At 62.4% G+C, this 12,995-nt stretch carries 16 protein-coding genes; 6 read left to right on the top strand and 10 right to left on the bottom strand.

Translation table 11 applies throughout. The features are described from left to right. Positions 1-66: 66 nt before the first annotated feature. Positions 67-936, top strand: coding sequence for a VOC family protein (locus KIP88_RS27440; RefSeq protein WP_249791053.1), 870 nt, complete (start codon positions 67-69; stop codon positions 934-936). Between the two features lie 118 nt (positions 937-1,054). Here the strand turns inward: KIP88_RS27440 and KIP88_RS27435 are convergent, their stop codons facing one another. The 3 genes from KIP88_RS27435 to KIP88_RS27425 form a co-directional block, all read right to left on the bottom strand. Further along, on the bottom strand, positions 1,055-1,816 hold the full coding sequence (locus KIP88_RS27435; protein WP_214491187.1) for a hypothetical protein: 762 nt from the start codon (positions 1,814-1,816) through the stop codon (positions 1,055-1,057). A gap of 358 nt (positions 1,817-2,174) precedes the next feature. Next, positions 2,175-2,987 carry an oxaloacetate decarboxylase gene (locus KIP88_RS27430; protein ID WP_214491186.1) on the bottom strand — a complete coding sequence of 271 codons (813 nt, stop codon included), beginning with the start codon at positions 2,985-2,987 and terminating at the stop codon, positions 2,175-2,177. Positions 2,988-3,055: 68 nt separating this feature from the next. Next, the gene (locus tag KIP88_RS27425; RefSeq protein ID WP_214491185.1) at positions 3,056-3,364 is read right to left on the bottom strand and encodes an NIPSNAP family protein; all 309 of its coding nucleotides are present in this window, start codon (positions 3,362-3,364) and stop codon (positions 3,056-3,058) included. A 190-nt stretch (positions 3,365-3,554) separates the two neighbouring features. Between KIP88_RS27425 and KIP88_RS27420 the strand changes: the two genes are divergently transcribed. From KIP88_RS27420 to KIP88_RS48545, 4 genes are all read left to right on the top strand, one after another. Further along, positions 3,555-4,253, top strand: coding sequence for a helix-turn-helix transcriptional regulator (locus tag KIP88_RS27420; RefSeq protein ID WP_214491184.1), 699 nt, complete (start codon positions 3,555-3,557; stop codon positions 4,251-4,253). 68 nt (positions 4,254-4,321) lie between these two features. Then, complete coding sequence (locus KIP88_RS27415; RefSeq protein WP_214491183.1) at positions 4,322-4,831, top strand: hypothetical protein; 510 nt, start codon at positions 4,322-4,324, stop codon at positions 4,829-4,831. 110 nt (positions 4,832-4,941) lie between these two features. Beyond that, a complete protein-coding gene (locus KIP88_RS27410) occupies positions 4,942-5,937 on the top strand; it encodes an alpha/beta fold hydrolase (protein ID WP_374226521.1) in 996 nt (331 codons plus the stop codon). Positions 5,938-6,022: 85 nt separating this feature from the next. Next, complete coding sequence (locus tag KIP88_RS48545) at positions 6,023-6,277, top strand: GCG_CRPN prefix-to-repeats domain-containing protein (RefSeq protein ID WP_249791052.1); 255 nt, start codon at positions 6,023-6,025, stop codon at positions 6,275-6,277. Positions 6,278-6,351: 74 nt separating this feature from the next. Here KIP88_RS48545 and KIP88_RS27405 read toward each other — a convergent pair whose 3' ends face one another. Continuing rightward, a complete protein-coding gene (locus KIP88_RS27405) occupies positions 6,352-6,702 on the bottom strand; it encodes a twin-arginine translocation signal domain-containing protein (RefSeq protein WP_214491181.1) in 351 nt (116 codons plus the stop codon). Between the two features lie 182 nt (positions 6,703-6,884). Then, positions 6,885-7,211, bottom strand: a complete 327-nt coding sequence (locus tag KIP88_RS27400; RefSeq protein WP_214491180.1) for a hypothetical protein — start codon at positions 7,209-7,211, stop codon at positions 6,885-6,887. Positions 7,212-7,399: 188 nt separating this feature from the next. Here KIP88_RS27400 and KIP88_RS27395 point away from each other — a divergent pair, with 188 nt between their 5' ends. After that, complete coding sequence (locus KIP88_RS27395; protein WP_214491179.1) at positions 7,400-8,647, top strand: glycerophosphodiester phosphodiesterase family protein; 1,248 nt, start codon at positions 7,400-7,402, stop codon at positions 8,645-8,647. 114 nt (positions 8,648-8,761) lie between these two features. On the opposite strand, the gene KIP88_RS27390 is transcribed toward KIP88_RS27395, so the two are convergent. From KIP88_RS27390 to KIP88_RS27370, 5 genes are all read right to left on the bottom strand, one after another. Further along, complete coding sequence (locus KIP88_RS27390) at positions 8,762-9,109, bottom strand: hypothetical protein (RefSeq protein ID WP_214491178.1); 348 nt, start codon at positions 9,107-9,109, stop codon at positions 8,762-8,764. Between the two features lie 176 nt (positions 9,110-9,285). After that, entirely contained in the window at positions 9,286-10,275 is a 990-nt protein-coding gene (locus KIP88_RS27385) for a tripartite tricarboxylate transporter substrate binding protein (RefSeq protein WP_214491177.1), read from the bottom strand. Positions 10,276-10,486: 211 nt separating this feature from the next. Continuing rightward, entirely contained in the window at positions 10,487-11,083 is a 597-nt protein-coding gene (locus KIP88_RS27380) for an N-acetyltransferase (protein ID WP_214491176.1), read from the bottom strand. Positions 11,084-11,167: 84 nt separating this feature from the next. Then, positions 11,168-11,899 carry a protein-L-isoaspartate(D-aspartate) O-methyltransferase gene (locus KIP88_RS27375; RefSeq protein ID WP_214491175.1) on the bottom strand — a complete coding sequence of 244 codons (732 nt, stop codon included), beginning with the start codon at positions 11,897-11,899 and terminating at the stop codon, positions 11,168-11,170. A 203-nt stretch (positions 11,900-12,102) separates the two neighbouring features. Then, a complete protein-coding gene (locus KIP88_RS27370; protein ID WP_214491174.1) occupies positions 12,103-12,924 on the bottom strand; it encodes a hypothetical protein in 822 nt (273 codons plus the stop codon). Positions 12,925-12,995: the final 71 nt, after the last annotated feature.

Below are 12,995 nucleotides of genomic sequence, written 5' to 3'. Positions count from 1 at the left end.
CAAATTGCAGCGAGTGCGACTTGGTGCAGTGCGCAATTGCCTCCAGGCTTGAACGGAGAAATTGGCTTGGTCAAACAACTCGGACGCTTCGTCTGGTATGAGCTCCTGACCACGGACGTTGCGGCAGCACGCGCCTTTTACGGCAAGGTCGTCGGCTGGGATGCGAAGGATGCGTCGACTCCGGAACTGGCATACACGGTGCTTGGTGCCGGCGAAGTTCCGGTAGGCGGGCTCATGGATCTCCCCGAAGAGGGGCTGCGAATGGGGGCAACGCCGAGATGGGTCGGCTACATCGCAGTCGACGACTTGGATGCGACGGCCACACAGATCAGGCGTCGTGGAGGCGCTGTCTTGCTACCCCCAACGGACAGCAATATCGGCCGGGTTTCAGTGGTCGCCGATCCGCAAAAGGCGACTTTTGCGCTGGTCAGCGGACTGACGTATGGCCAACCGCAAGCGAGCGGGCTGGACGAGCTGGGGCGCGTGGGCTGGCACGAGTTGCTGGCTGAAGACCGGAACAAGATCTTTGATTTTTACGGCGAGCTTTTTGGCTGGCAGAAGGCCGACGATGAAACCGATCCGGCAGACTTCTATCAATTGTTTTCGGCGGCCGGGCAGACGATCGGTGGCATGCTCACCAAGCTTCCGAGCGTGCCGCAGCCGTGTTGGCTCTATTACTTCAATGTCGACGACATCAGCACGGCCGCCAGGCACGTCAATGATGGCGGAGGCCGGATCCTCCAGGGTCCGACCGAATTGCCGGATGGTTGCTGGATCGCGCGCTGTGCCGATCCCCAAGGCGCCCTGTTTGCGCTGCAGGGTGCTCAAGGGCCGAAGGACACCGAGCAACCCTCCACCTCGGAAGTCGCCTGGTCCGCCAAGTGGGGTGGCATTGCTTCACAGGGCCGGATGGTGCTGCCAAAGCCGAAGCGCTAAGCCAGAGCGCTCGCAGGCGATTGATCCATTGCTGAAGCGCCTCTCCTCAGCGACGTCTAACCGAATTCGGTTTGGCGCTGACGGTGATCAATGGTGCGCTGCTCTCAACTGTATTCAATCAATTCGCGCCATCATTCCGCGGCTGGTTGCCGATGGTTCGCTCGGAGCCCCGAGCTTGGACGTCGCCGCCTTCCGACGTCCTTGAAGCACGCGGCGCGTCGGTTTGTTCCTCGTCCGCAGGCGGCGAAGGTGGTTGGGGTTGACCTTCGCCGCGATTGCCGAGGAAACGCCGGTGCAATTTTTCGCCCTGGTCGAAAATAATGTTGAGCAGCCAGCCTGCGATTGGTCGCGCGATTGCACGAAACGGTTTGGCGATGATGAAACCGCCTTTGACATTTTCGATGGGGAAGGCCAATGCGTTGATCAGTGTATCGGCGGAAACTTGCCGGTAATTTTCCGCCAAATGCTCGGTGTTCATCAGCATCTGGATGCCAGGTTTGTCGCTTTCACCGTCGACCAGGATTTTCGAGGAGAACTTATTGTCCGAGCCGGCCAGTGCATTGGCCTCTGCCGTTGCGATGGGTTGCAAGCGCACCACGCTGGCTTCGGTTTGCTGGCGGTAATGCACGGCCAGCGTAAGCTCGCCCATCTGCACCGCAGCCAGCAACGTATTGAGATAGTCGGCATCGAGCTCGGGCTTGTCGAAACTTACGCCCGGAACCATTTCTATGATATCGAGAATGCGGCCCAGATCAGCGGCCGCCGCGGCGCGGTTAGCAAGACTGGCGGCTAGGTCGGCAATTGCCCGGGAGGCGTTCGCGAACTGTCCGCTGACGCTTTTCATGGCGCCTGTGGCCAGATTTTTAAGTTTTGAAAGCACGCCTAACCCCTTAACCCCTTCATGAATTTCCGGCATAGCGTAGAAACGGCAGATGAGTACGTCAATTGGCGCATAGAGCGGCGCCCTGTATACCCGGCTGCGCGCGGCGCAACGCGATCTCTACTGAGGGTGACTTTGTTGCCGCCTGAGATGCAATGGCTGCGGCAACCTTGGCTTTGTGAATCTGCCGCTCAACAGGAGCGAGGTATCGCCTTTTAGGCGCACAACGGTCACTTGCTGCTGCATTCAGACATTTCCGCTCTGGCCCTTTTCGGACCTCACGCGATGTTCGACGTGAGTCCGGAAAACGCACCAAAGCGGACGTCCGACGGCCACTCTGAATTTATGGGTTGATGCTTTAGCTGAACATCTTGTTGAGTTCGCCGCCGGGATAACCGTTGGCGAATTCGGTGAACGTGCCCTGCTCCGCCATCTCCTTTGACGCCTTCATGAAGCCAGCCCACGCCATCCGCGCCAGCGCGCCCCCGACGCTGATGCGGCGCACGCCGAGATCGCCAGCGACCTTCAGCGACGGGCCGGCAGCGCCGACCAGCAGATTGACGGGTTTTGGATGCACCGCCTTCACGACAGCCGAAATCTCCTCCGGCGTCGCGATGCCGGGCGCATAGAGGCAATCGGCGCCGGCTTCGGCGTAGGCGGTGAGCCGGTCGATCACGAGCTTCAGATCCTTCTGCCCGCGCAAAAACGCCTCGCAGCGGCCGGTGAGCAGGACGCCGCTGTTGTCGGCATCGATCGCCTTGCGCGCCGCCCTGATACGATCGATCGCAAGCTCGCGATCGAACAGAGGTTTCGCGTTGTCTCCGGTAAAATCCTCGATCGAAAGGCCGGCGAGACCGGTTTTCACGGCACGCGCGACGTTGATCCCGACCTTCTCCGGTTCGTGCGCAAAGCCGTCCTCGAAGTCGGCATTAACAGGTATATCGACCGCCGCGCAGATGGCGGCGAGATGCGCGCAGGCATCATCGACCGTGATGTGGTTGTCGGCCTTGCCGATGGCCCAGGCAAAGCCCGCGCTGGTGGACGCCAGCGCCTTGAAGCCGAGATGCTGCAAGGCTACCGCGCTGCCGACGTCAAAGGGGTTGGGGATGATGAAGCATCCGCTCTCGTGCAATTTCCTGAATGCCGTGCGTTTGTCAGCAGGTGTCAGCATGGGTCGCTCCCCTCAATGTTTGTTTGCGCCGCGTAGATAGGAACGCGACGCCCGTTCTGCCAGACGCCTCACGCCACGACCTTGCGCAGGAACGTCCGCTCCTCAGTGAGGATGAACTTGTTCTCCTCGGCGAAGTTGAAGTTGGCCATGCCTTCACTGTCGGCGCGCAACCGTGCCCGGTAGCTTTCATAGGCCGCCAGACTCTCGAATGAGATCAGCGCGAAGGCGATGTTGTTGGTGCCCTCATGCGGCATCCAGTAGCCGAGCAGGTCACCGCCGCATTTCGGGATGATGGTGAGCCAGTTCTTGGAATATTGCTCGAACTGAGTGCGCTTGAACGGATCGAGCTGGTAGCGGATGAAAACGGTGATGGTCATGGTGGGGCTCCGGTGTTGGTTTCTGCCGTCATTGCGAGCGCAGCGAAGCAATCCATGCCTCCACTTGCGGCGCGATGGATTGCTTCGTCGCTTGCGCTCCCTTGCGCAAACGCCTCGCGTTTGTCGCAGGCAATGACGGCCGTGAGAATACCCGCTTGATCGACGTCAATGCTTCGGCTATCATCGAACTATGAAAGCAGGCCCCGACATCGCCATGGTCGCCTCTCTCGTCGGCGATCCCGCGCGCTCCAATATGCTGACCGCGCTGATGACCGGCCGCGCGCTAACCGCGAGCGAACTGGCGCACCAGGCCGGCATCACGCCGCAGACCGCGAGTTCGCATCTCGCCAAGCTCGAAGCCGGCGGCCTGATCGAGCCGGAAAAACAGGGGCGTCACCGCTACTACCGCCTCACCGGCCCCGACGTCGCCCATGTGCTGGAGGGCCTTGCGGGCCTGGCCGAGCGCGCCGGGCACACCCGCGTGCGCACGGGACCGAAGGAGCCGGCGCTGCGGCGGGCGCGGATCTGCTACGATCATCTTGCGGGCGATCTCGGCGTGCAGATGCTCGACAGCATGCGCAAGCAGCGGCTGGTCCGGCAGACAAAACAGGACATCGAACTCACCGGCGAGGGCAAGCGCTTCATGGCCGAGGCGCTGCAGATCGACACCGAGGCGCTGGCGCATCCGCGCCGTCCCGTGTGCAAGGCCTGTCTCGACTGGAGCGAACGCCGCCATCACCTCGCCGGCACGCTGGGCGCCGCCGTGATGAACCGCTTCACCGAACTCAACTGGGCGGCGCGCGACCCGACGCCGGGCAGCCGCGTCGTCAACTTCACCCGCACCGGCGAAAAGCGGTTTGCCGCCTTGTTCGGAAGCGAGCCGGCATAAGCGCGGCTCATGAACCAATCCGGCGGGAACGCAGACCAAACGGTGCCTGCGTTTCCGACGAGACCTCCATGAACCGTCCGCTTCAAACCATTGCCGCCGCGATGCTGTTCGCGTGCTACGCCCTGCTCGCCCACGCGGAAGCTGTGCCCAAATTCGGTGACCACACGGTGAAGGTCTACACCGGCAAGCGCGCGAAGCCGCGTCTGGACCATGAGTTCTGGCGCGACCGCAGCGAAACCTGTCGGGCGGCGATGGAAGACGACAAGGTGAACGCCGGCGGGCGCTACATCGTCGTGATCCTGCCCTGCGGCTCGGAGTGCCAGGCGCCGACATTCCTCGACGTCCGCACGGGACGGATCACGCAGTTCTTCACCGTCTCCAACTGGGGCGAAGTGGCTGATCATTTCGAGCCTGTGATCAGCCGGGCCGACAGCCGCCTCATCGTGTTCCGTGGCAAACGCAACGAGAAGGGCATCAACGGCAACCACTATTACCTGATCGATGACCGCGGCCAGTTGAAGCATCTCCATACCACGGACACCGGCGGCGATTTCAACGCCGCGCTGAAGGCCGAATGAGGCGGGCCAGATCTCCGCAAAAAGTGAAGCCGCGTTGGCTTTACCGGGCGCGTTCAACGCATCAATAAGGCCGCATCTCAAAGATGGAGCCTGCGATGCAACGCGCGATCATGATCTGCTTTTCTATTTTCCTGAGCAGCCTCGCGTGCGCGCAGGCAGCCGAACCTGTTGCGCGCGAGCCCTATGGCATCGGGCTCGAAGGCTTTGCCTATCCCTACCCCGTCCATCTGCTGCCGTTGGTGAACGACGGCGAACAGGTGCGGATGGCCTATATGGACGTCGCTCCCGCACAGCCGAACGGCCGCACCGTGGTGTTGCTGCACGGCCGCAACTTTCCATCGAGTTACTGGGCGCCGGTGATCAAGACGCTGAACGATGCCGGCTATCGCGTGGTCGTGCCGGACCAGATCGGCTTTGGCAAATCGTCAAAACCGCTAGCCGACCTGCATTTCGACACGCTGGCGCGCAACACGATCGCGCTGCTCGATCATCTCGGAATCCCCAAGGCCGACATCGTGGCGCATTCGCTCGGCGGCATGCTCGGCGTCCGGATCGCGCGCGCTTACCCGGACCGGATCGCGCATCTGGTGCTGACCGCCCCGATCGGCCTGGAGGATTACCGGCTCTACGTGCCGCCGACGCCGACCGAGAAGATTCTGGAGAACGAGGACAGACTCACCGCGGACGGCTATCGCAAGCAGCTAGAGACCAATTACGCGCTGAAGCTGCCGCCCGAACAGGTCACACCCTTCATCGATGCGCGTTTCAACATCAAGGGCAGCGCCGAATATCCGCGCTGGCTGCGCGCCTTCGTCAGCTCGGCGCAAATGATCTACCGCGAGCCGGTAGCGCACGAGATTCCGCTGATCACGCAGCCGACGCTGTTCGTGATGGGCGCCGACGATCACAACGCTCCGGGAAGAGCCAATGCGCCGGAAGCGCTGCGCGCGAAAATGGGACAGAATGCCGAGCTGGCCAAGGCGCTCGCCGCCCGGATGGCGAATGGCCGGGCCGAGGTGGTCCTGAACACCGGCCATCTGGTCTTCCTGGAGGCGCCGGCCAGGTACGGCGAACTGCTGCTCGGATTTCTGGCCGTAGCCCCATGACAAACCACAACATTCATGTTCCATTCAGCTGTTCGTGAATAGGTTCCGAACCGTGCCGCCATTGCGGCCGAAAACGGGAGAAAACATGAAGTACCTTTTCGCAGCAGTTTTGGCCTTGGGCACCGTTGCCAGCTTCAGCGCGGCGGAAGCCGCGCAAGGATGCGGCCCCGGCTGGGCTCGCGGCCCTTACGGCGGATGCCAACCCATTCGCAGGGCCGTCGTGGTTCGTCCGGCCCCGGTCGTCGTGGTGCGACCCGCGGCTCCGGTCGTCGTGGTGCGGCCCGGTCGCGGATGCCCTTACGGCACCGTATGGCGCCATGGACGCTGCCGCGCTTATTGATATTTCCAATCACGACAAAAGCCCCGCTCGCGCGGGGCTTTTTTTTATTCCCTCTAAACAATCCCTGGCTGCGCTTACCAGTAGTAACGACGACGACGCCAGTAACGGCGGCGCCAGCGACGGCGGCGATGCCAGCCCCAATACCTGCGACGCCAACGGCGGCGGCGCCAATACCTGCGACGCCAACCCCAGCGCCGGCGGCCCCAGCCGCGATGGCGGCCGCGGCCCCAGCGCACCTCTTCCGGCGTGAGGCGATCGACCTCCTCGCCCGAAGTGACGGCGGGTTGCGCATCGGGATTGACGGGCAGTTTCGCGTCGTCGGCGAGCGGCGCCGGCATCAGCGGCGCGGCCTGCGCACTCGCTGCAAGCGCGACACCGCCCGCGGCAAATCCAAAGGCGAGTTTCAGAAAGTGGCGGCGTTCCATCACATCTCCTCCTCCGTCTGCTGTGTGCAAGAAGGCGAGTTTCGATGCGCCGAGATGAATGCGCGGTGAACTGCGCGTTCAGCTTTGCGGTGAACGACAGCGATCCAAGGTCATTTTCGCAGCGCTGTGTTCACAGCGGGACATTTGTCATTGCTACGGCCGCGTCGCGCTGGCGTGTGACGCTATTTCATTTTAGCCGGTACGAGCTCTTCCGCCAGCACCAGCACCTCCCGCGTGCGCGTCACGTCGGGCCAGTCGCGGTTGAAATCAGCCACCAGACGCTTCAGCTCCGGCCCCTCGATTGCGCGATCGAGCGCGGCCTTGTCCGGAAATTGGTACATCGCGTGGTGCAGCGACGGATCGGTGGCGCTCCAGTAGCGCCATGCCTTCAGCGCGCCGAACGATTTCATGGCATCCGGCAGATGCTCGCGCGAATACCAGGCGTCGAACGCTTGACGTTTGGCGAGATCGGACACGGTGGCGCGGACGACGAATAGGGCTGCGGGCATGTTTCTCTCCCAGGTGTTGTTCTTGTAGGGTGGGCAAAGCGCAGCGTGCCCACCATTTCTTGCACCGTTGTTGATGGGTGGTGGGCAGGCTGCGCTTTGCCCACCCTACGCACCTACGCACCCATTCAAACTGTCACATGCTCCGTGATATCAAGGCCGCGCGCAACGCGTTATCCGAGGTGCCACCCATGCCCATCCGCCATCGCTCCGCCCTTGCCGCAGCCCTCTGGCTGTTGACGGCGGCCGTTCCCGCCCTTGCCGACGACATCCTGCTGCCGCGCGAGCCGCAGATCGGGCCGCGGCCGTTTTATCTCGTCGACAAGATGAAGGACGGGCCGCTAAAGCAACAGCTCAGCCAGTGCACCGGGCCGTTTCACAAGACCGACTTTTCCATCGGCCACCGCGGCGCGGCACTGGAATTCCCCGAACATACGAAAGAGTCTTATGTAGCGGCCGCCCGGATGGGCGCCGGCATCATCGAATGCGACGTCACCTTTACCAAAGATCGCGAACTGGTCTGTCGCCATTCGCAATGCGACCTGCACACCACGACCAACATTTTGACGGTGCCGGAGCTGGCCGCAAAATGCTCGCAAGCGTTCAGCCCGGCCGACCCGACGACCGGCAAGAAGGCTTCTGCAAAGTGCTGCACCAGCGACATCACGCTCGCCGAATTCCGCACATTGACCGCGAAAATGGACGGCTTCAATCCAGATGCGAAGTCGCCGGAGGAATACCGGAACGGCACGCCGCGCTGGCGCACTGATCTCTACGCCAATTCCGGCACGCTGATGACGCATGACGAGAGCATCGCGCTGATCAAAAGCCTGGGGGCCAAATTCACGCCGGAATTGAAAGCGCCCGAAGTGGCGATGCCGTTCGACGGCGACTACAGCCAGGAGAAATACGCAAGCCAGATAATTGCGGCCTACAAGAAAGCCGGCATTCCCCCAAGTGATGTGTTCGCGCAAAGCTTCAATCTCGCCGACGTGCTCCACTGGGTGAAGACCGAGGCGGCTTTTGGCGCGCAGGCGGTCTATCTCGAGGACCGCTACGAGAAGCAGGGTCTCGATCCCAACAAGCCCGAAACCTGGAAACCCTCGATGGCGGAATTGAAGGCGCAAGGCATAGCGATCCTCGGACCGCCGATCTGGACCATGCTGACACTGAACGACAAAAAGGAAATCGTCCCGTCCGAATACGCCAAGGCTGCGAAGGCCGCAGGCCTCGACCTGATCGGCTGGTCGCTGGAGCGCGACGGTCCGCTGCACAAGGGCGGCGGCTTCTATCACAAGTCGATCAGATCAGCGGTCGACCGCGACGGCGATACGCTGACGGTGCTGGACGTGCTCGCCAAACAGGTCGGTATCCGCGCCATGTTCTCGGACTGGCCGGCGACGACGACGTTCTATGCGAGTTGTACCGGGATGAAGTGAAGAACTTCGTAGGGTGGGCAAAGGAGCGTAGCGACGTGCCCACCATCTATCTGCAGCAACCGCGGTAAATGGTGGGCACGCTTCGCTTTGCCCACCCTACACACCGCACGCACATCAACTCAGTTTCATGGGGCTATCACCAACCACCCGGAGATCGATCCTGCTGATCAGATCCGAACGGAGCGCCTCGGCGGCGCTGATGGCGTCCGTCGTCTGTCGCAACGTACTGACATTCGATCCGAGCGACACGATGCCGCCCAGCACCGCGGCTATCGACCCGAGGGCGGCGGCCTGATTGGTTCCGAACAAGCCGAGCATCATCACGAGCAGCAATACGACGCCGCCGGCGATGACCGCCTTGGAAACCAGAATGATCTTCCGGCATCGCTCCGAGACTCCCGCAAGCTCCTCGAGCCGTTCCTCGATGAGTGAAATCTCGTCGGTCGGGTCGTCCTCAGCCATCATATTCAAGATCGAGCACCACGTGTCGTTTCGTAGGGTGGGTTAGCGTAAGCGTAACCCACCGAGGTCTCGACACGTGGTCGGTGCGGCCGGCGGGTTACGCGGAGCCTATCATCGGGCGCGCATTCGCGCGACCCGTTGGCTACCCCATCCTACACGCTGATCCGCCTTTCGCGCTAGGCAGGCTCGAGGCCGAGCGCCTGCCCGGTCTCGATCCAGGTTGGCAATTCGCGCTGGTACAAGGCATTGCTCTCCTTGAAGCCGATCGCCGGATCGAGCACGAAGGTAGAGAGAACTTCCTTCACCTTCGGATCGCCATTGGCCGCCACGCACAGTTCCGCCAGCCGGTCGACGACCGGCTGCGGCGTTGCCTTCGGCACGGCCCAGCCGGTGAAGCCGCTCAGGGTGAAGAACTTCGATGTCGCGCCTTGCTCGGGCAATGTCTTGACGTCCGGGATCGCGGCAACCTTCCTCGAGTGCACTGCGAACACCACGCCGTGGTTGCCTTGCAGGACAGGTTGCGCCGCTGTGTAGCTGCCCATCGCAACGTCGAGCGTGCCGTCCATCAGCCCCGTCCACATCGGCGCTTCGCCACGGTAGTGGATCGGTTCGATCTTGAGTCCATACTGCTTGTTGAGTTCGTTGATCGTCATGTGCGGGGCCGAACCCGCGCTATAGGTGCCGAAATTCACCTGGCCCTTCTTGCGCGCGAAGGCGACGAAATCGTCCAGCGTTTTGACGCCGGACGCCAGGCTCGCGACCAGTGGCAGCCCGGCGCCGGGGATGATGCTGACGAGCGTCAAGTCCCTGTCCATGTCGTAGCCGGGGTTCTTCATCATGACCCGGTTCATCACGTAAGTGGTTGAGATGGAGCACAGGATGGTGTGGCCGTCCGGCGCCGCGCGCGCGACTTCCGCGGCCCCAATCGAACCGGAGGCGCCCGCCTTGTTTTCGATGACGACGTTCTGCCCCACCTGCTTGGAGATGTAGTCGCCGAAGGCGCGCGCGAGCAGGTCGGTCTGGCCGCCCGCCGGGTAGCTGCAGACCATACGAATATTCCGCGACGGCCACGCGGCTTGCGCCGAGGCCCCGCGCGAAAGGAAAGGCGTCGCGGCGGCTGCCGTGCCGGCAGCGATGAAGTGACGGCGATTGATTTTTATTGACATGATTCTCTCCCTGAATTTTTCAGGGAGCGTAGCGCATCAACCGCCTTCCGCCAGTGTGAATGCCGGGACAGATTGGCGCACGCAACAATACGGGCTTTCCAGACATGCCTCGCAGGCGTGCAATGACAGTATTTGCAACTCGATTTTTCCGCGCAAGAGAATATCTCGACGAGCGATTGCACATCCGGGGCGACCTGTTCGCTGTAGCTCGTTAGAGCACTCGGGACGCCGGCCGCAGCATCGGCGTCAGCACGGGAGAAGAGCCGCTTTGTATCTTGCCGGTAATCTTGAAGCCGTGGCGTTCATAGAAGGAAATGTTACGCGGATTCGAGCTTTCGAGGTAAGCCGCGACGCCCTCCTCGTCGCATCGTCGAAGAGCGTGTTTCATCAGCAACGTGCCGAGCCCTTGCCCGATCCAGTTCGGATCGGCGGCAACAAGGGGTAGATACCAATGCGGCTCACGGGGATGATGTTCGGCCATGCCTTTCATGACGGCGCCAATGTCCGCGGCGATCTCCGGACGCAGGGACTGCTCCATGACGGCGCCCATTTCTGCTTCGTCCGGCTCGACGCCTGGCGGCAGCCAAAGGGCGGCGGCGCGAGCCCCTTCAGTGATGTAGGCTGTGCGATGCTCGAAAGCCCGGCCGCCGATAGCATTGACGAACTGCGGCATTATTCTCAGGTACTGGGACGATTCGGGCCAAGCCCAACGCGCCATCGGGTCGGCCGCAAAGCCGAGCACAATGGTGCTGATTGCGCTTTCCCGAATGCTCGCGCCCGCGGATTTGACTTCCGGCGCCGCCGCCATCGTGTCGTTCTCCCAGTCACCATTCGATTTCAGGCATCGTTAATGTAACCGGGCCGATGCCTTCTTCAAGAACCAGCCTGGCTCTTAATTTTGCGAACGCGTGAAGGGCACAAAGCGCACGAGAGCGACGGCGCGCGTCGTCGTCTTGTCGGGGGCGGTTTTTTCCACGACCGTGAGGTGCTGCGTGGTGTAGGCGGCCCCCACCGGCATGACGAGCCGGCCACCCACTTTGAGCTGCTCAATCAGCGGCGGCGGTATCTGCCCGAGTGCGGCGGTCACGACGATGGCGTCAAAAGGACCGCATTCGGGCCAGCCGACAAAGCCGTCGCCCAGCCTGACGCTCACATTGTCATACGCGAGCTCTCTGAGTGCTTTCGCGGCAGTCTCGGCCAATGCCGGGATAAACTCGATGGTGCAGACCTTCCGCGCCAGCTGCGCCAAAATGGCGGCCTGATAGCCCGAACCCGTGCCGATTTCGAGCACGACATGATCGGGCGCGACCTCGGCCAGCTGGGTCATCAAGGCCACGATGAACGGCTGCGATATGGTCTGGCCGTGGCCGATCGAAACCGGCCTGTCCGCGTATGCGATGGAGCAGGACCGCTCAGGGATGAACAGATGGCGTTTCGTTCGCCCCATGGCCTCAAGAACTCTCTCCGAGAAGCCCTGCTGTCCCACACCACTCGCGTCGGAACGGGCGTAGGCCCTGATGGTTTCGACCATGGCGGCGCGCTCGCTGGCGCATTGAGCGTCCTGGGCGGTCGCCTCCCGCGCGAAGGTAACCATCGACAGCACGAGTGGCAGCAAGATCTTCATGACCATGCGCTCGGCTATAAAAATCGAAAGCACCGTCCGCTATCTCGGAGGGAAGTGAACGTTGCTATCGCACCTGTTCACACAGCTTGGGCAGGGCGGACATGCTGTGCCCGACTTCCAGCCGCCAGTTTGTGCCGGAAACCCTCTCCCGGCAAGAGAGCGCGAACACCGCCTTCGCGGCAGGTGGCGGCGTCGATGAAAAGCTACTGCCTGGGCTGTAACTGCACTGGCGCCGCCCGCGCTTGCGCTCTGGCTTCCGCCGGCGCACGCGCCGACGGGGGCTTACGTGTCGGCGGTAGTGGGGTCACTGCTGTCCTCGGCCGCAGGTTCTGCTCGGAGGCGCTGGAGATCATGCGCGCCATTTGCTCCTGGCTCGCCTTGAGCTGCTCGGCGATCCCCGCATTTTCGCGGGCCAATTCATCCTGGCTGGCCTTGAGCTGCGCGATCTCCTGCTGCGCGTTTGCGAGATCACGCGCCATCGTTTCGAGCGACTGTGTTACCTCGGGTGGGATCGGGGCGGCTGCCGCCTCCTGCGGCACGGTCTGAGCCGGAGGTGATAATTGCGAAAGTGCAGCATCCGCTGCAGCCACCTGAACGGCAGGCGCGCTCTGCTGGGCGGCGAGCTTCGGTGTTTCCGACGGCAACGACGAAGCCAGTTGCGGTGCCCACCGGGAGATCATCGGCCTGACCGTCTCGCCATAGGACTGCCAGGCGAAAGCAGCGGTACCGATGCCCACTGCCAACAGCAGGCCGATCAAGCCGCGTAGCGCGGGCCTGCCGCGCGATGGCCGGTGAAGCGGTTTCACGGCCTTCCTCGCGCCCGAAGAACGGCGCGCGGCATCGCGATCCAGCTTGAAAACCTGTTCATTGAGACGCGCGAGCTGTTCATCCGCGCGGGCGATCTGTTCATAAGCATGTGCGAGCCGTTCATCGGCACGCGCGACCAGCTCGATCTCTTGCGTAGACAGTCCCGAACTACCATCGCGTGCATCGGTCGTCTGCTTGGTGTCCACCGAGGAATCCATAGGCGCCTCCTGCCAGTTTTGCCGTCAACTGAACGGGCGATCGTCGGATTGTAGACACTCCCTACCGCCGT

The organism is Bradyrhizobium sp. SRL28, assembly GCF_018596315.1.
GTDB lineage: Bacteria > Pseudomonadota > Alphaproteobacteria > Rhizobiales > Xanthobacteraceae > Bradyrhizobium.
Note: the sequence above shows the minus strand (reverse complement) of the source record. Positions and strands in the feature narration are given on the sequence as shown.

Coding starts and splice junctions, on each gene's coding strand:
- KIP88_RS27380 (WP_214491176.1), bottom strand. CDS start 11,083: ATGGCGGCGGCGCCGGAAGTCAAATCCGCGGGCGCGAGCATTCGGGAA.
- KIP88_RS27420 (WP_214491184.1), top strand. CDS start 3,555: ATGAAAGCAGGCCCCGACATCGCCATGGTCGCCTCTCTCGTCGGCGAT.
- KIP88_RS27375 (WP_214491175.1), bottom strand. CDS start 11,899: ATGAAGATCTTGCTGCCACTCGTGCTGTCGATGGTTACCTTCGCGCGG.
- KIP88_RS27400 (WP_214491180.1), bottom strand. CDS start 7,211: ATGCCCGCAGCCCTATTCGTCGTCCGCGCCACCGTGTCCGATCTCGCC.
- KIP88_RS27415 (WP_214491183.1), top strand. CDS start 4,322: ATGAACCGTCCGCTTCAAACCATTGCCGCCGCGATGCTGTTCGCGTGC.
- KIP88_RS27425 (WP_214491185.1), bottom strand. CDS start 3,364: ATGACCATCACCGTTTTCATCCGCTACCAGCTCGATCCGTTCAAGCGC.
- KIP88_RS27390 (WP_214491178.1), bottom strand. CDS start 9,109: ATGGCTGAGGACGACCCGACCGACGAGATTTCACTCATCGAGGAACGG.
- KIP88_RS27395 (WP_214491179.1), top strand. CDS start 7,400: ATGCCCATCCGCCATCGCTCCGCCCTTGCCGCAGCCCTCTGGCTGTTG.
- KIP88_RS27370 (WP_214491174.1), bottom strand. CDS start 12,924: ATGGATTCCTCGGTGGACACCAAGCAGACGACCGATGCACGCGATGGT.
- KIP88_RS27405 (WP_214491181.1), bottom strand. CDS start 6,702: ATGGAACGCCGCCACTTTCTGAAACTCGCCTTTGGATTTGCCGCGGGC.
- KIP88_RS27385 (WP_214491177.1), bottom strand. CDS start 10,275: ATGTCAATAAAAATCAATCGCCGTCACTTCATCGCTGCCGGCACGGCA.
- KIP88_RS48545 (WP_249791052.1), top strand. CDS start 6,023: ATGAAGTACCTTTTCGCAGCAGTTTTGGCCTTGGGCACCGTTGCCAGC.
- KIP88_RS27430 (WP_214491186.1), bottom strand. CDS start 2,987: ATGCTGACACCTGCTGACAAACGCACGGCATTCAGGAAATTGCACGAG.
- KIP88_RS27410 (WP_374226521.1), top strand. CDS start 4,942: ATGATCTGCTTTTCTATTTTCCTGAGCAGCCTCGCGTGCGCGCAGGCA.